The sequence below is a fragment of the Rathayibacter rubneri genome (assembly GCF_023743255.1).
Lineage (GTDB): Bacteria > Actinomycetota > Actinomycetes > Actinomycetales > Microbacteriaceae > Rathayibacter > Rathayibacter rubneri.
The window spans coordinates 1-16,197 of the sequence record NZ_JAMRYM010000033.1; the positions used below are offsets into that span (position 1 = coordinate 1).

Sequence of the window (16,197 nt, forward strand, 5' to 3'; positions counted from 1 at the left end):
CCCCTCCGCGACGCCCTGCTCGCCTGCCTCGCCGTGCCCCGCTGGGCCGACGAGGTGGCGGCCGGAGCGCCGTACGCCTCGACCGGACTGCTCGCCGACGCCGCCGACCGCGTCGCCCGCACTCTCACAGCGGAGGAGATCGAGTCGGCCCTGGCCGACCACCCGCGGATCGGCGAGCGGCACGCCGCCTCCGGACGCGCCTCCGCCTTCTCGGCTGCCGAGCAGGCCGCGAGCCTCTCGAGCGACGAGGCCCTGGCCGAGCGCCTGATCGCGGGCAACCGCGCGTACGAGGAGCGGTTCGACCGGGTCTTCCTCATCCGCGCGGCCGGTCGCTCGCGCGAGGAGATCGTCGCCGAGCTCGAGCGCCGCCTCGCCCTCGACGACGAGGCCGAGAGCGCGATCGTCGCCGACCAGCTCCGCGAGATCACCGTCCTGCGCGTCCGCGCCCTCGGGCCGGCCACCGGCGCCGTCGTCGAGGAGGCCGCCCGATGAGCGCGCACACCAGCCACGTCACGACCCACGTCCTCGACGCCGTGCAGGGGAGGCCCGCTCGGGGGGTCCCTGTCGTGCTCGAGGCGCGCGCCGGCTCGGGCTGGGAGCGGCTCGCCGAGGCGATCACCGACTCCGACGGGCGCGTCGCCGCCTTCGGGCCCCGGTCGCTGCCCGCGGGCGTCTACCGGGTCGTCTTCGACACCGCCGCCTACTTCGGCGACGTCGAGTCGTTCTACCCGGAGGTGGTGATCGCGTTCCGGCTCGCCGACGAGGGCGCTCACTACCACGTGCCGCTGCTGCTGAGCCCGTTCGCCTACTCGACGTACCGCGGGAGCTGAGGGTGCAGCTCCAGGACGTCCTCGACGCGCCGCAGTTGCGGATCCGCGCCGTCTTCACCCCTCCCGAGGCGCTCGCGCGCCCGGTGAACTGGACCTTCACGACCGACCTGCTCGACCCTCGCCGCTACCTCGCGCGCGACCAGCTCGTGCTGACCGGCATGATGTGGCGCCGCACCCCCGAGGACAGCGAGACCTTCGTGTCGGCGGTGGCCGCCTCCGGTGCCGTCGCCCTGCTCGCGGGCGAGGGCCTCTACGGCTTCGTGCCCGACGACGTCGTCGAGGCGTGCCGCGCGCACGGAGTGGCGCTGTTCGCTGTGCCCGCCGACGTCTCGTTCGCGTCGATCACCGCGCACCTCTCGAACGCCCTCGCGGGCGACCGGGTGGCGAGGCTCACCGCGGGGCTCGCCCGCCAGCGGCAGCTGCTGACGGAGGTCTACCGCGGCCAGCTCCTCGACGAGCTGATCGCGCGGACGTCGGGCGAGCTCGGGCGTCCCGTGCGCGTGCTGACCGCCACCGGGCGCTCCGCCGCGTGCGCCGAGCCGCTCGGCCTCACCGAGATCGAGCGGGTGGTGCACGCCGGGCTCACCGCGCGGCAGAACCCCGTGACGGTCGCGGACGCTCACGGCGGCACGCTCTCGGTCTTCGCGGTCGGCGGAGCCGACGAGCACCGGGCGACGCAGTGGTTCGTGGTCGTGGCCGGCGACTGGAACGAGTGGCACCCGTCCTTGCTGGACGCCGTCACCGAGCTGACCGGAGTGGTGGGTCTCTACCGCCTGCAGCGCGACGCCGAGACGCTCGCCGACACGGCCCTCGCCGATCGGCTGCTCGAGCTGGTCGAGGAGGACAGCGAGCAGCCCGAGGCGGCGGTGTACCTCCGCCAGCTCGGGCTGGGAGGTGCGGGGCGCTGCGCCGTGATCGCCGCCGGATTCGACGACGACGACTCCTCCGAGCTCGCCCGCCGGATCCTCACCGACGCCGCCTCCCACCTCGGACGCGCGGTGGTCGGCCGCGATGCGGACGGCCGGGTCGTGGCGGTGCTCCCGGTCGACGCGACCGACGCGATCCCCACGGGCGCCGATCCGCTCTCGGTCGTCACTGCGGCGCTGCGCCGGGTCGGGTCCGGGCTCGGCGGCCAGGTGCTGCGCGTGGGGACGAGCGCCGCGACTCCGCTCGCCGCCCTCGGCGGTGCCCTGCGCTCGGCGCGGTACGGGATGCTGCTGCCGGGAGTGCCCGGCGACGGCTCGAGCGTGCGGATCAACGACGCGGGTGAGGTGACCTCGGCGGTGCAGCTGCTGACCGCGGTGCCGGACCACCTCCGGAGCGTCTTCGTCGAGCTCGTGCTCGGCCGGCTGATCGAGCACGACGCCCGCTACAACTCGCAGCTCGTCGCGACGCTCGCGGCGTTCCTCGAGTGCGGCGGCTCGTGGGTGCGCGCCGCGGAGCAGACGCACCTGCACCTCAACACCGTGCGGTACCGGATCGCGCGAGTCGAGGAGCTGACGCAGCGCGACCTCTCGAACACGTCGGACCGCGCGGACCTGTTCCTGGCGCTGCAGCTGCGCTGAGGGGCGCGGGGGCTGCTCCGGAGCGTCTCCGTGCGGTCTGCAGGGGATCCGCCGCCCCTGCTCGGCGTGTCTGCGTGCGGTCTGCAGGGGATCCGCCGCCCCCGCTCGGCGTGCCCGCGTGCGGTCTGCAGGGGATCCGCGGCCCGTGCGCACCGGCGGGGCGGGGGAAGGCGCGTTCCCGCGCGGAACCCCTGCAGACGGTACGAGCCCCTGCAGAGCGCACAGGGTCTCACTCCGGAGGGCGTCCGTCCCGTCTGCAGGGGATTCCGGCACCCGCGCGTCGGTCTGGCGGAGGAACGCGCGTTCCCGTGGGGATCCCCTGCTGATCGTGCGCATACCCCCTGCAGACCGTGCCGACTCCTGCAGACCGTGCCGACTCCTGCAGATCCTTCCCACCCTGCAGATCGTGCGGGCCCTGCAGACCGGACCGGGGCCTACTCCGGAGCGAGCACCTCGCGGCCCCGCACGTGCACGGCGGCGATCGCCGGCTCGCGGAGCCCCATCAGCAGCGCGAAGAGCAGCTGGGCGGTGGCGGTCGCCTCGTCGTCGGCCCGGATCCCGCGCTCGAGCACGTCGGCCAGCGGCTCCCAGCGCGAGGGCTCGATGCGGAGGAAGTCGGCGTCCTTGCCGAGATCGAAGTTGCCGAACCGCTCCTCCATGTCGAGCGCGCGGGCCCCCGCGAGGGTCGCCGAGAAGAGCATCTCGGCGGGGTGCAGCGCGACCGACGCGTCCCCGGGCTCCGACAGGTGCACCTTGAAGGCGTCGTTCGCGACGCGCGACAGCAGCCATTCGTCGCCGGCGCCGACGTCGCTGCCGAGCGCCACCGTCACTCCGCTCGCCACCGTGCGCCGCCACGGCATGGTGCCCGAGCCGAGGAACTGCTGCGACGTGGGGCAGTGCGCGATCGAGGTGCCGGTCTCGGCGAGGCGGTGCAGCTCCGCGTCCTGGCAGTGGACGGCGTGCGCGAGGATCGTGCGCCGGCCCAGCAGCGACGAGCCGCCGTGCGCGGAGCCGGGGAGGAAGAGCCCGTCGTAGGTGTCGAGATAGCTGCGCGTGCCGTATGAGCCGAGCACGGCGGCGATCTCGCCGTCGCCGGGGCGGTCGTTCTCGTTGAGGTGGCTGTGCACGTAGACGCCGCGGCCGCGCACGTCGTCGTAGAGGTCGCCGAGGGCTCCCAGGGTGGTCGGCGTGACCGAGAGCGAGAAGCGCGGCACGATCGCGACCTGCAGCAGAGCGGTCGCGGAGTCGCCGGTGTCGACCGCGTGCCAGCGCTCGATCTCGGCGGCGACGAGGTCGACCGCCTCGGTCTCGCCCGTGAACAGGGGGGCGGCGGAGGCGGGTCCGACGGTCTGCACGCCGCGTCCGGAGACGAGGCGCAGGCCCGAGTCGCGGGTCCGCTCGAACAGGGCGTCCTGCGCGTGCGGGAACGCCGATCCGAAGACCATCGCCGCGGTGGTGCCTGCGGCGACGCGCCGACGGGTGAAGTCGCGGGCGATCCGCGTCGCGAACTCCTCGTCGGCGAGCCGCGCCTCCGCCGGGAAGATCGTGCCGTCGAGCCACTCGAGCAGCTGGCCGCCGCCGAAGCCGTCGATCGAGTAGGTCTGAGGGAAGTGGACGTGCGCGTCGACGAAGCCGGGCACGAGGATCGCGGAGGAGTCCCCCGTGACGCCGGCACCGCGATGGGCGTCCGGCAGGTCGGCGAAGCGGCCGGTCCAGACGATGACGCCGGAGTCGTCCACGACCAGCGCGCCGTCCGGCACCGAGACGAGGGCCTCGCGGGCCTGCTCGAGCGTCGGACGGCCCGCGACGTGCAGGAGGTGCCCGCGGTGGACGGTGGTCACACCAGTCCCGTGTAGGCGTACCAGGCCGGGCCGGCGTCCGGTGCGTCGTCGCGGACGACGCTCGCCTGGATGAGCCCGTAGGGGCGGTCCGCGGCGTGGAACACCTCGCCGTCGTTCGCGACCCCGAACGGCGACAGGTCGTAGAGGAAGTGGTGCTTGTTGGGAGCGGAGAGCCGGACCTCGACGATCTGCGGGAACTCCTCCAGCACCGCCTTGCCCATCTCGAAGAGCGTCTGCTGCAGGGCGAGGGAGTGCACGGTGGCGAAGCGGCTGATCATCAGCGCCTTCACGCCGGCGTAGAGGGCCTCCCAGTCGAGCGAGGCGAGCTCCTCCGGGGTCAGCGCGAACCGCCACTTCGCGACCAGCGAGGTCGCCATGACGCGGTCGCTGGTCGGCTGCAGCACGGTGTACGGGTCGGTGAGGAAGCCGTGGAACTCGGAGCCCGTCGACTTCAGGATCGTCAGGTCCTTGAAGCCGCCGGTGACCCAGACCTGCTGGGCCTCGCCCGTGCCCTCGACGGAGACGGACGCGGTGCGCACCTCCTGGCCCTTCCGGACCCAGGTGTGGTCGTGCTCCCGGCCGTCGACGAGGACGCGCTCCCACGCGAACTCCTCGATCTCGATCCGCGCCCCGTGCACCGGTGCGTAGCCGTCCACGAAGTGGCGGGCGAGCTCGAGGCCGTACGCCTCGATCGAGCGCAGGCCCTTCTCCTTCGCGAAGGAGTAGGCGGTCTGCTTCTGCGTGTCCGTCGGCAGCACCGCGGACTGGTCCCCCTCGAGGTGCGCGGCCTCGAAGTCGCCGCGCAGCGCGGTCGAGACGGTGACGTCGCGGATCTCGTGGCGCGGGGTGTCGCGGTAGATCCGGACGACGCGGTTCTCGGCCTTCCCGTACTGGTGGTCTCCGAGGATGATCGACATGTCCGCTCCTGTTCGCGTTCGGGATGGGCGGTGGCGGGTGCCCGTCTGCCAGGATGCCGCTCCGCACCGCCGCGCCGCTTCGTCCGAGCGCTCAGCATCGGGCGCTCGTCGGGCTCCAGTCTTGTGCGATCCGTCCGGATCCGGCGCCGGACCCGCTCCTGTTCACACGCCCGAAACGCGGCCGGAACACGACGGTCAGGGACGCTCGAGGAGTCGCCCGACAGGGACCGTCGAGCTCGCGTCGACCCGGCGCCCGCCGACCCAGGTGCCCGTCACCGCGCCGCGGATCGCGCGGCCGTCGTACGCCGACACCTTGTTCTTGTGCGCGAGGGCCTCCACGTCGACGTGCGACTGCGCCTCCGGGTCGAAGGCGACGAGGTCGGCGTCGGCGCCTGCCCGCAGCAGGCCCTTCTGCCCGAGCCCGGCGAAAGCGGCGGTGCCCGTCGACATCCACGCGACGACCTGCTCGAGCGGGATCCCGCGCTCGCGGGCCCCGGTCCACACGGCGCGGAAGCTGAGCTCGAGCCCTGAGATGCCTCCCCAGGCGAGGCCGAAGTCGCCGTCGTGCGCGAACTTCAGCTCCTTCGTGGCGGGGGAGTGGTCGGAGGCGATGATGTCGATCGTGCCGTCGAGCAGGCCCTTCCAGAGCAGCTCGCGGTTGTGCTCGTCGCGGATCGGAGGGCAGCACTTGTACTGCGTGCCGCCGTCGGGGATCGTCTCGGCGTCGAAGGTGAGGTAGTGCGGGCAGGTCTCCGCGGTGATGCGCAGACCCTCCGCCTTCGCCTCGCGCAGCAGCGGCAGGGCCTTCGCGGAGGAGAGGTGGAGGATGTGCGCGCGCCCGCCGGTCTCGCGGACCGCCTCGATCACGTGCAGGATCGCGCTGCTCTCGGACTCGTCGGGGCGCGAGGCCACGAACGCGTCGTAGGAGGTGCCGCCCGCGTTCGTGTGCGCGTCGAGCTCGTCCGGGTCCTCGGCGTGCACGATCAGCAGACCGTCGAAGGCGGCGATCTCGTGCATCGCCTCGAAGAGCTGATCGGTCGACAGGTGCGGGAACTCGTCCACCCCGCTGGGCGAGAGGAAGCACTTGAAGCCGAACACCCCGGCGTCGTGCAGCTCGCGGAGGGTGCCGAGGTTGCCGGGGACCGCTCCGCCCCAGAAGCCCACGTCGACCAGGGCCTGAGGGCCGGCGGCGGCGCGCTTGGCCTCCAGCCCGGCGACCGTGGTCGTGGGCGGGATCGAGTTGAGCGGCATGTCCAGGAGCGTCGTGACGCCGCCGGCAGCGGCGGCGCGAGTGGCGGACGCGAAGCCCTCCCACTCGGTGCGGCCGGGCTCGTTCACGTGCACGTGGGTGTCGACGACACCGGGGATCAGGACCTGGCCGTCGGGCAGCTCGACGGTCTCGCGGGCCTCCCACGGCGCATCGATCTGGCTCACCGCGACGATCAGGCCCTCGGCGACGGCCACGCTCGCGGGCTGGAACCCGTGCTCGGTGAGAACGGCGGTGGAGCGGATCACGAGGTCGAGCGAGGGGGCGTCGGAAGGCATGGATCGACCTTATACTCGGCATGTTTCCTGCGAGTGAGCGGCCTCCGCCCGCCCGCAGACCGGCGGCGCCGCCTCCCACCCGCTGCCCGAGGAGGCCGTGATGCTCGAGCTCGCCGTCCCGATCCTGCAGCGCGTCGAGGCGGGCGAGCGGGTCGCGGTCGTGACCGTCACGCACGTCTTCGGCTCTGCTCCCCGAGCCCTCGGCTCGTCGATGGCGGTCGACGCGAGCGGAGCCGCGATCGGCTCCATCTCGGGCGGCTGCGTCGAGGCGCAGGCCTACGCTCTCGCGCAGGACGTCCTCGGCACGGGTGCCGCGGCAGCCGACCACTTCGGCTTCGACGACGAGGCAGCGTTCTCGGCCGGCCTCTCCTGCGGCGGGCAGCTGCGCGTCTTCGGCCACGCTGTCGACGCCGGGTCGGGAGCCGTCCTGGCCGAGCTGCGCGCGGTGCGCGCCGGACGTCCCGCGGGGCTCGCGATGATCGTCGGCGGTCCCGAGGAGCTGGTCGGCCTGGTGCTGACCGGCGCGACCCGCGCTCAGGACGTGGTCGGCCCCTCCCTCGACGACGACACTCTGCGGCGGATCCTCGCCGAGCGCGAGTCGCGGCTGCGCTCGGGACGCTCGGCGACGATCGAGATCGACTGCCAGGGCGTGGAGCTCGAGGTGGCGTTCGTCGTGAGCGCCGAGAAGCCGCGCCTGATCGTCTTCGGCGCGGTCGACTTCTCGGCCGCCCTCTGCGCCGCCGGAGCCCTGCTGGGCTACCGCGTGACGGTGTGCGACGCCCGTCCGGTCTTCGCGACGGCCGAGCGCTTCCCGGGGGCCGACGAGGTCGTCGTCGACTGGCCGTCGGACTACCTCGCCCGGACGGCGGTCGACGAGCGGACGGTGATCGCCGTGCTCACTCACGACGAGAAGTTCGACGTCCCGCTGCTCGAGCTCGCGCTCACACTGCCGGTCGCCTACGTCGGGGCGATGGGCTCCCGGCGGACGCACGAGCGGCGGCTGTCCCTGCTCCGCGAGGCGGGCGCGACCGAGGAGGCGCTCGCACGGCTGCACTCGCCGATCGGACTCGACATCGGGGCGTCCACGCCCGAGGAGACCGCGGTGTCGATCCTCGCGGAGGTGCTCGCCGTGCGGGCGGGCGCCTCGGGCGCGCCCCTGCGCGGCGGTGCGGGACCCATCCACGCGGCGACGCCCTGACAGGTCGGCCCGCCGCGGGTAACGACCGCGAAACACGGACCCGCCATGCTCGAGGGATGCAGCGCCACATCATCACCGGAGCCCACGTCGCGACCGTCGACGCGCTCGGCACCGAGCACCCCAGCGGGCACGTCGTCGTCGACGGCTCGCGCATCGTCGCCGTCGGAGCGGGGGAGGCGCCCGCATGGGCGCTCGAGGGCCGCGCTCCGACCGGGCTCCCCGCCGCGGAGCCCGTCTCGATCACCCGCGTCGACGGCCGCGGCCACCTGCTGACCCCCGGGCTGATCAACACCCACCACCACCTCTACCAGTGGCTGACCCGCGGCTGGGCGCAGGACTCGATCCTCTTCGACTGGCTCGTCGCGCTGTACCCCGCGTGGTCGCGGATCGACGCCGACCTCACGCGCTCCGCCTCGCTCGGCGCCATGGGCGTGCTCGCCCGCTCCGGCTGCACGACCGTCGGCGACCACCACTACGTCTTCCCGCGGGGCTCCGGCGACATCGTCGGCGGCATCGTCGACGCGGCCGCCACCCTCGGGGTGCGGCTCCACGCGACCCGCGGCTCGATGGACCTCGGCGAGTCGCAGGGCGGGCTGCCGCCGGACTTCGCCGTGGAGACGACCGCGGCGGCCCTCGAGGCGAGCGGGGCGGCCGTCGAGCGCTACCACGACGCCTCCTTCGAGTCGATGGTGCGCGTCGCCATCGCCCCCTGCTCGCCCTTCTCGGTGACCCCGGATCTGCTCCGCGAGTCCGCGGTCCTCGCTCGGCAGCTGGGCGTGCGGCTGCACACGCACGGCTCCGAGACGATCGAGGAGGACGCGTACACGCGCGAGGCCTTCGGCATGTCGCCCACCGACTACCTCGAGTCGCTCGGCTGGCTCGGCGACGACGTGTGGATGGCGCACTGCGTGCACCTCGACGACGACGCGATCGCGAAGTTCGCGGCCACCGGCACCGGAGTCGCGCACTGCCCGTCCTCGAACGGCCGGCTCGCCGCGGGCATCGCACCGGTGCCGCAGCTGCTGGCGGCCGGGGTGCCGGTGGGGCTCGGCGTCGATGGTGCCGCGTCGAACGAGTCGGGGCAGCTCGGCATCGAGATCCGAGAGGCCGTGCTGATGAACCGACTGCGCGCCGGAGCCGATCGCATGAGCGCCCGCCAGGCGCTCTCCGTCGCGACGATCGGAGGTGCACGCGTGCTCGGCCGGCAGGACGAGATCGGCTCGATCGAGGTCGGCAAGCTCGCCGACCTGGCGCTGTGGAGGGTCGACGGGATCGAGCACGCGGGCATCGCGGACCCGGTCGCCGCCCTCGCCCTCGGCTCGCAGCCGCCGCTGACGCTGGTGCTGGTCAACGGCCGCCCGACGGTGTCGGCGGGGCGCCTCGTGAACGCGGACGAGGACGCGATCGCCCGCGAGGTCGCCCACGCGAGCGCGGAGCTCGCCTCCCGCGTCTGACCGCGCTCCCCGCTGGAGTACGCGGGTCTCGATACGCCGCCTGCGGCGGCTACTCGACCAGCAGGAGTGCGCGCAGCCTTGTCTGCTGATCGAGTAGCCCGCGGAGCGGGCGTCTCGAGATCGGCGTCCGCCAGGGGTGGGTGGGTCTCGATACGCCGCCTTCGGCGGCTACTCGACCAGCAGGAGTGCGCGCAGGCTCCGGGCTCCGGACTGCGTGCGGCCTTCCCTGCTGATCGAGTAGCCCGCTTCGCGGGCGTATCGAGATCCGGATCCGCCCGGAGCGGTGGGTCTCGACACGTCGCCTGCGGCGGCTGCTCGACCAGCAGAGTGCGCGCGCGGACTGCGAGTGGCCTTCCCTGCTGATCGAGTAGCCCGCGGAGCGGGCGTATCGAGATCCGCATCCTCCCGGAGCGGTGGGTCTCGATACGCCACCTGCGGGGGCTGCTCGACCAGCAAGAGGAGGGGCTCAGCCCTGCGGGGCCTCGGCGTCCACGGTGCGGATCGGCGCCGCGTCCGGGTGCAGCATCCGCCAGACGCGATCGCGCGACAGCGGCAGCGCGAACGGGCGCACACCGACCGCGTCGCGCACCGCGTTCGCGAGCGCCGGGGCGACCGGGTTGTAGGGCGCCTCGCTCATCGACTTCGCCCCGAACGGCCCGAGCTCGTCGGCCGTGTCGGCGAAGAAGACCTCTGTCACCGGCACGTCCGCCATCTGCGGGATGTGGTAGTTGCGCAGGATCGAGGTCGTGACGGTACCCGCTCCGTCGAGGAGCACCTCCTCGTACAGCGCCGAGCCGATCGCCTGCGCCGTCCCGCCCTCGACCTGGCCGCGGCACTGGTCCGGGTTCAGCACGTAGCCCGCGTCGGCCGCCTGGACCGACTGCAGGATCCGCACCTCGCCGGTCGGCACGTGCACCGCGACCCGGAAGCCGTGCACGTTGAAGGCGAGCGAGCGCTTCGCCCCGTCCTCGGTGCCGGTCGCGGTGATCGGGCCGCCGGCGGCGCGCACCAGCTCGTCGAACGTCACGCGGGTGCCGTCGGGCGCGATGAGCCCGGAGTCGTCGGGCTCGAAGTCGTCGTGGCCGGTCAGGCGCTTGGCCAGCGAGCGCAGGTCGGCGAGCAGCCGCACGGCCGCCGAGTACACGGCCTTGCCCGCCACCACCGTGCCGGCGCTGCCGAAGGCGCCCGTGTCGTACCGAGCGGCCGCCGTGTCGGACTGGCGGATCCGCACCCGGTCGGCGGACGCTCCGAACGCGCTGGCGACGAGCTGCGTGTGCACCGTCGTGGTGCCGTTGCCGAACTCGGCCGTGCCGACCCCGATCGTCAGCACCCCCTCGGCGTCGACCGTGACCGTCGCCTCCGAGAAGTGCCCCCGCGGAGGGATCGTGGCGATCATCGCGACCGCCATGCCCTCGCCGGTCCGCCAGTCGGGTCCCGACGGCGCGACGACCCCGTTCCCCCGCGCGAGCGCCTGCTCGGTGAGGTCCAGGCACTGGTCGAGCCCGTACGAGGCGAAGCCGATGTCGTCGCCCTCGACGTGCGTGACGACGAGCGGGTCGCCGGGGCGCACCGCGTTGATCCGCCGCAGCTCGAACGGATCGATGCCGAGCTCGCGGGCGAGCTCGTCCATCGCCGACTCGATGCCGAAGATCACCTGGCCCAGGCCGTAGCCGCGGAAGGCGCCGGAGGGCAGGTTGTTCGTGTAGACCGCCTGCGCGTCCACGCGCTTGCTCGGCGCGTTGTAGACGGCGACGGACTCCGACGTGCCGTGGAACATCACTCCGGGTCCGTGGTTGCCGTAGGCGCCGGTGTCCGAGAGCACGTCGACGCTCATCGCGGTGATCGAGCCGTCGCGGCGGGCGCCGAGGCGCACGTCCACCCGCATCGGATGGCGGCAGGGAGCCATCGTGAACTCGTCCGACCGGGTGAACTCGAACTGCACCGGGCGCCCGGTCGCGAGGACCGCGAGGGCGACCACGTCCTCCGTCAGGATCTCCTGCTTGCCGCCGAAGCCTCCGCCGACCCGCGCCGTGAAGACGCGGACGGTGGAGGGGTCGCGGTCGAACAGCCGCGCGATCTCGTCGCGCACCAGGAACGGCACCTGCGTCGACGTCCGCAGCACCAGTTCGTCGCCCTCGAGCCAGCCGATGGTGCCGTGCGTCTCGAGCGCGGTGTGCGCGACGCGGGAGGTGGTCCAGCGCCCGCCGACCACGACGTCCGCCTCGGCGAAGCCGGCCTCGACGTCGCCGTGCTCGCCGTGCAGCTCGGCGACGACGTTCGACTCCGGCTTCGCGATGCGCGACGCGATCGGGTCCTTCTCGCCGTGCAGGAGGGGGGCGCCGGGGGCGCGGGCCTCCTCGGGGTCGAAGACGGCCGGCAGCACCTCGTACTCGACCTCGATGGCCCGGCAGGCGATCTCGGCCTGCGCGACCGACTCGGCGACGACCACGGCCACCCGCTGCCCGCGGAAGCGCACCACGGTGTCGAGCATCCGGGTGTCGTCCGGGTCGTCGAGCCGCGACTCGTGCCGCGCGGTGGAGTAGAGCACGTCGGGCACGTCGTCGGCGGTGAGCACAGTGACCACGCCGGGCAGCTCCCGCGCGGCGCGGGTGTCCATCGACACGACCCGCGCGTGGGCGTGCGGGCTCTGCAGGACCTTCAGGTGCAGGAGCCCCGGGACGGCGACGTCGAGCGTGTACGGCTCGTGCCCCGAGACGATGCGCCGGCCCGCGGGGGCGCCGAGCGAGCGGCCGACCCGCGACTCCTCGGCGGTGGCGCGACCGGTGCGACGGACCGGAGTGAGCCCCGTCGGGTGCTCGTGATCGCAGGAGGCGATGGCCTCGCCGATCGCGCGGTAGCCCGTGCACCGGCAGAGATTGCCCTTCATCAGTCGCGGCACGTCGACGGCATCGGCGCCCTCGATCGCCGTCGCCGTGACGACCATGCCCGCCGTGCAGAAGCCGCACTGGAACGCTCCGGAGTCGACGAACGCCTGCTGCACCGGGCTCGGCTGCTCCGGGGTCCCGAGACCGGCGGCGGTCGTGACCGCGCGCCCCTCGATGCGGTGAGCGGGATAGAGGCAGGAGTGGAACGGCGTGCCGTCCACGAGCACCGAGCACGCGCCGCAGTCGCCCGCGTCGCAGCCCTTCTTCACCTCGAAGTGCTCGTGGTCGCGCAGCAGCGTGCGCAGCACCTGGCCGGGCCGCGGATCCGCGTCGACGGACTCCCCGTTGACGGTGAACCTCATGCGACGCCTCCGTCGAGCTCGAGGCGGATCTCCTCCGCGAGGACGCCGACCACCGCGTGCCGCCAGTCCGCGGCGCCGTGCGGATCGGTGAACCAGGTGCCGATGGCGTCGACGGCGGCGGCCAGCTCGGCGGCCGACGGCGGGGCGGCGAACCGCAGCACCTCGGGCCGGATCGTCGCCGCTGTGACGGTGAGGACGAACGCGCCGTCGCGGTCGAGCCTGCCGATGACGACCGCACCGGAGCGGCCGAGCGGCGACAGCGCGATCTTGCGGTACGCCGTGCGGGCGTCGAGGGCGTGCGCGGGGAACTCGATCGAGCGGATCACGTCGCCGTGCTCGAGCAGGGTCGTCATGTTCCCGGTGACGAGCTCGGCGACGGGCACGAGGTCGTCGGAGCCGTCCGCGCGCCAGACCAGCGCCCGGGCGTCGAGCGCGGCCGCGAGGCTGATCATCGGGCCGGCCGGCAGCGCGTTCGCGACGTTGCCGCCGACGGTCGCGACGTTCCAGATCTTGAAGGAGCCGAGCAGCGCCGTGCAGCACTGGAAGAACAGGCGGTGGGCCGCACGCCCCGTGTCGGGCATCGCGGACAGCTCGGCGAAGGTGCAGGTGGCGGCGATCGAGAGGCCGTCGGCGCTCTCGCGGACGGCCTCCCAGCCGAAGCCCTGCAGATCGAGCAGCTCGTCGAGGTGGTCGTGCGGGAGGGAGAAGACCCAGGATCCGCCTCCGATGACGGCCGTGCGCGGACCCATCGCCGCCAGATCGGAGCGCTCGCGCACGACGCGCACCCGCTGGATCGTGCTGAGGTCCATGATCCGCCTCCCGCCGGTGCCCGCCGGATGCGCGCCCCTCCAGTGAACAGCACGGATGTGACACCGGTGTTTCCCGTGCCGGGCGGTCCGCCGATCGCCCGTCGGCGACCCTGGCGGATCCGCCAACCCGCTCAGCCCAGCGAGGCGACCCACTCCGACGTGCCGTCGACGAAGGACTGCTCCTTCCAGATCGGAACCGACGCCTTGATGTCGTCGACGAGCGCCGCGCAGGCCTCGAACGCCGCCGCACGGTGCGGGGAGGCGACCGCGCAGGCCAGGGCGAGATCGCCGACCACCAGATCGCCCACCCGGTGCACCGCGGCGACGCGGACCTCGGGGAAGCGCTCGACGATGCGCCGGGCCGAGGCGGCGAGCGCGGCGGACGCGTCCGGGTGCGCCTCGTACGCCAGCCGCACCACTCCGCGGCCCTCGTCGTGGTCGCGCACGACTCCCGCGAAGGTGACGACCGCGCCGTGCGCGGGGGAGTCGACGGCGTCCTCGCACTCGTCGACGGTGATGGGCTCGCTCGCGATCCGGACGAGCGCGACGGGATCAGCGGACATGGTCGCCCCCGCCCAGCTGGTCCAGGAGATGGCCGATCACGGGATCGAGCACGTCGATGCCGTCGCGCACTCCTCCGGGCGAGCCGGGGAGGTTCACCACGACGCTGCGGCCCGAGACCCCGGCGGTGCCGCGGCTGAGGACCGCCGTCGGCACCTTCGCCGCGCCGCGCGCACGGATCGCCTCGGCGAGACCGGGCAGCGTGCGCTCCAGCAGCGGTGCGGTCTGCTCCGGAGTGACGTCGCTCGGAGCGACGCCGGTGCCGCCGGTCGTGACCACGACGTCGATCCCGGAGGAGAGCGCGTCGCCGATGGCCTCGCCCACCGCGTCGCCGTCGGCCACGACGACCACGCCGCCTCTCCAGCCGCGGCTCTCGAACCACGCGAGCAGCGCCGGCCCGGTGCGGTCCTCGTACACGCCGGACGCGGCCCGGGTGGAGGCCACGACTGCGACCGCGCGCCGGCTCACTCCCTGCTCCACGAGCCGCTCCTGCCGCCGTCCTTCGCGAGCACGCGGATGCCGCTGATGACGGCTCCGCGGTCGACGGCCTTGATCATGTCGTAGACGGTGAGCGCCGCGACGCTGACGGCCGTGAGCGCCTCCATCTCGACCCCCGTCCGCCCGCTCGTGCGCACGCGCGCCTCGATCCGCACGCGGTCCTCGAGCGTCTCGAGGTCGATGTCGACCCCGTCCAGCGCCAGCGGGTGGCAGAGCGGGATGAGGGTCGAGGTGGCCTTGGCCCCCATGATCCCGGCGATGCGCGCGACACCGAGCGCCTCGCCCTTGGGCAGCTCGCCCTGCTGCAGCAGCCGCACCACCTCGGGGGTCGTGATGACGACGCCCTCGGCGACGGCGGTCCGCGAGGTGACGTCCTTCGCTCCGACGTCGACCATGTGCACGGCTCCGTCGCCGCGGACGTGGGTCAGGCTCTCACTCATCGATCCTCCAGATCTCGACCGTGTCGCCGGTCGCTGCGTGCTCGGTCCCGACCGGGACGTGGATGAGGACGTTCGAGCGCGCGTAGGACGCGAGCAGGTGCGAGCTCGGGCCGCCCACCGGGTGCACGAGGCCCTCGTCGTCGAGGACCCCCCGCCGGATCTGGTGCAGGTGTGCGGGCGAGTCGAGCGCCGTGCCCAGTCGCGCGCGGATCCGCGGCCGCTCGGCCGGCAGCCGTCCGGCGAGCGAGCGGAGCACGGGGCGCAGGAACACCTCGAACGAGACCAGGGCGCTCACCGGGTTGCCCGGGAGCGACACGATCGGCAGATGGGCGTCCGGAGCCACCGCGACGAGGCCGAGCCCTTGCGGGCCGCCCGGCTGCATGGCGACGTGGCCGAACTCCGAACCGGCCGGCCCCAGCGCGTCGCGCACCACCTCGTACGCTCCGGCGCTGACTCCGCCGATCGTGACCGCCAGCTCGACGTCGCCGGCGTGCGAGCGGAGGATCGCCAGCAGGTCCTCGGCCCGGTCGCTGGTGCAGGGGGCCACGACGGGCATCCCGCCCGCCTCGCGGACCGCCTCGGCGAGCAGAGCGCCGTTCGCGTCGTAGATCTGCGCGTCCTCGAGATCGCTGCCCGCGGGGCGGATCTCGTTGCCGGTCGGCACGATCAGCACGCGGATCCGGGGCAGCACCTCGACCTCGACGAGACCGAGCGAGGCGAGCAGCCCGTAGTGGGCGGCGCGCAGGACGGTGCCGGCCGGCAGCGCGACCGCACCCGACTGCGCGTCGCTGCCGCGTGCGCGCACGAACGTGGTGGGAGTGACGGGAGCGGCGAACGCGACCCGGGCCTCATCGGACGCCTCCGGGAACCGCGGAGGATCGACCCGCTCGATGGGGACGACCGCGTCGGCTCCCGCGGGCAGAGGGGAGCCGGTCATGATCGGGACGGCGGTGCCGGGGGAGTGCCGGGGAGCGCTGTCGCCCGCGGGGACGGGCGCCGCCACCGGCAGGACGACGGGGGTCGCCTCCGAGGCGGCCGACAGATCGGCGGCGCGCACGGCGTACCCGTCCATCTGCGAGTTGTCGAAGCGGGGCAGGTCCAGGGGCGAGTGCACGGTGCGCGCCAGCACCCGGCGGTCGTAGGCGCCGAGGTCGGCCGCCACGGCGCCCGGATCGAGCGCGAGCGTCTCGCGGGCCCCGCGCGTCGCCAGCGGCGCCAGCAGCGCGCGCACCCGGGCGGCGTGGATGTCGATCGAGGTCATCGGGTCCTCTCCGGCGGGCGTCCCGCGAGCG

Annotated in this window: 14 protein-coding genes; 5 read left to right on the forward strand and 9 right to left on the reverse strand. The window is 73.7% G+C overall.

Annotated elements, in window-relative coordinates; genetic code table 11:
- The 3 genes from uraD to NB037_RS09385 form a co-directional block, all read left to right on the forward strand.
- On the forward strand, positions 1-492 hold a 492-nt coding region (gene uraD, locus NB037_RS09375; RefSeq protein WP_308202069.1), incomplete at its 5' end, for a 2-oxo-4-hydroxy-4-carboxy-5-ureidoimidazoline decarboxylase.
- Positions 489-830 (forward strand): hydroxyisourate hydrolase, encoded by a 342-nt coding sequence (gene uraH / locus NB037_RS09380; RefSeq protein ID WP_251945386.1) that lies wholly within the window; start codon positions 489-491, stop codon positions 828-830. The genes uraD and uraH, both read left to right, overlap by 4 nt.
- 2 nt (positions 831-832) lie before the next feature.
- Positions 833-2,395 carry a helix-turn-helix domain-containing protein gene (locus NB037_RS09385; RefSeq protein ID WP_251945387.1) on the forward strand — a complete coding sequence of 521 codons (1,563 nt, stop codon included), beginning with the start codon at positions 833-835 and terminating at the stop codon, positions 2,393-2,395.
- Between the two features lie 434 nt (positions 2,396-2,829).
- On the opposite strand, the gene NB037_RS09390 is transcribed toward NB037_RS09385, so the two are convergent.
- The 3 genes from NB037_RS09390 to allB form a co-directional block, all read right to left on the reverse strand.
- Positions 2,830-4,236, reverse strand: a complete 1,407-nt coding sequence (locus NB037_RS09390; RefSeq protein WP_251945388.1) for an amidohydrolase family protein — start codon at positions 4,234-4,236, stop codon at positions 2,830-2,832.
- Positions 4,233-5,153: a factor-independent urate hydroxylase gene (pucL, locus tag NB037_RS09395; protein WP_251945389.1), complete on the reverse strand. Its 921-nt coding sequence runs from the start codon at positions 5,151-5,153 to the stop codon at positions 4,233-4,235. The genes NB037_RS09390 and pucL overlap by 4 nt, the downstream gene beginning before the upstream one ends.
- A gap of 195 nt (positions 5,154-5,348) precedes the next feature.
- Complete coding sequence (allB, locus tag NB037_RS09400) at positions 5,349-6,698, reverse strand: allantoinase AllB (RefSeq protein ID WP_251945390.1); 1,350 nt, start codon at positions 6,696-6,698, stop codon at positions 5,349-5,351.
- 100 nt (positions 6,699-6,798) lie between these two features.
- On the opposite strand from allB, the gene NB037_RS09405 reads away from it, so the two are divergent.
- Positions 6,799-7,896, forward strand: coding sequence for an XdhC family protein (locus NB037_RS09405; RefSeq protein ID WP_251945391.1), 1,098 nt, complete (start codon positions 6,799-6,801; stop codon positions 7,894-7,896).
- A gap of 56 nt (positions 7,897-7,952) precedes the next feature.
- Entirely contained in the window at positions 7,953-9,350 is a 1,398-nt protein-coding gene (locus NB037_RS09410) for an 8-oxoguanine deaminase (RefSeq protein WP_251945392.1), read from the forward strand.
- Positions 9,351-9,816: 466 nt separating this feature from the next.
- Here the strand turns inward: NB037_RS09410 and NB037_RS09415 are convergent, their stop codons facing one another.
- From NB037_RS09415 to NB037_RS09440, 6 genes are all read right to left on the reverse strand, one after another.
- Entirely contained in the window at positions 9,817-12,597 is a 2,781-nt protein-coding gene (locus NB037_RS09415; RefSeq protein WP_251945393.1) for a molybdopterin-dependent oxidoreductase, read from the reverse strand.
- Complete coding sequence (locus NB037_RS09420; protein WP_251945394.1) at positions 12,594-13,406, reverse strand: FAD binding domain-containing protein; 813 nt, start codon at positions 13,404-13,406, stop codon at positions 12,594-12,596. The genes NB037_RS09415 and NB037_RS09420 overlap by 4 nt, the downstream gene beginning before the upstream one ends.
- A 131-nt stretch (positions 13,407-13,537) precedes the next feature.
- Positions 13,538-13,969, reverse strand: coding sequence for a molybdenum cofactor biosynthesis protein MoaE (locus NB037_RS09425; RefSeq protein WP_251945395.1), 432 nt, complete (start codon positions 13,967-13,969; stop codon positions 13,538-13,540).
- Positions 13,959-14,447, reverse strand: a complete 489-nt coding sequence (locus NB037_RS09430; protein WP_251945396.1) for a MogA/MoaB family molybdenum cofactor biosynthesis protein — start codon at positions 14,445-14,447, stop codon at positions 13,959-13,961. The genes NB037_RS09425 and NB037_RS09430 overlap by 11 nt, the downstream gene beginning before the upstream one ends.
- Entirely contained in the window at positions 14,432-14,905 is a 474-nt protein-coding gene (moaC, locus tag NB037_RS09435; RefSeq protein WP_251945397.1) for a cyclic pyranopterin monophosphate synthase MoaC, read from the reverse strand. The genes NB037_RS09430 and moaC overlap by 16 nt, the downstream gene beginning before the upstream one ends.
- Positions 14,898-16,166 (reverse strand): molybdopterin molybdotransferase MoeA, encoded by a 1,269-nt coding sequence (locus NB037_RS09440; RefSeq protein WP_251945403.1) that lies wholly within the window; start codon positions 16,164-16,166, stop codon positions 14,898-14,900. The genes moaC and NB037_RS09440 overlap by 8 nt, the downstream gene beginning before the upstream one ends.
- Positions 16,167-16,197: the final 31 nt, after the last annotated feature.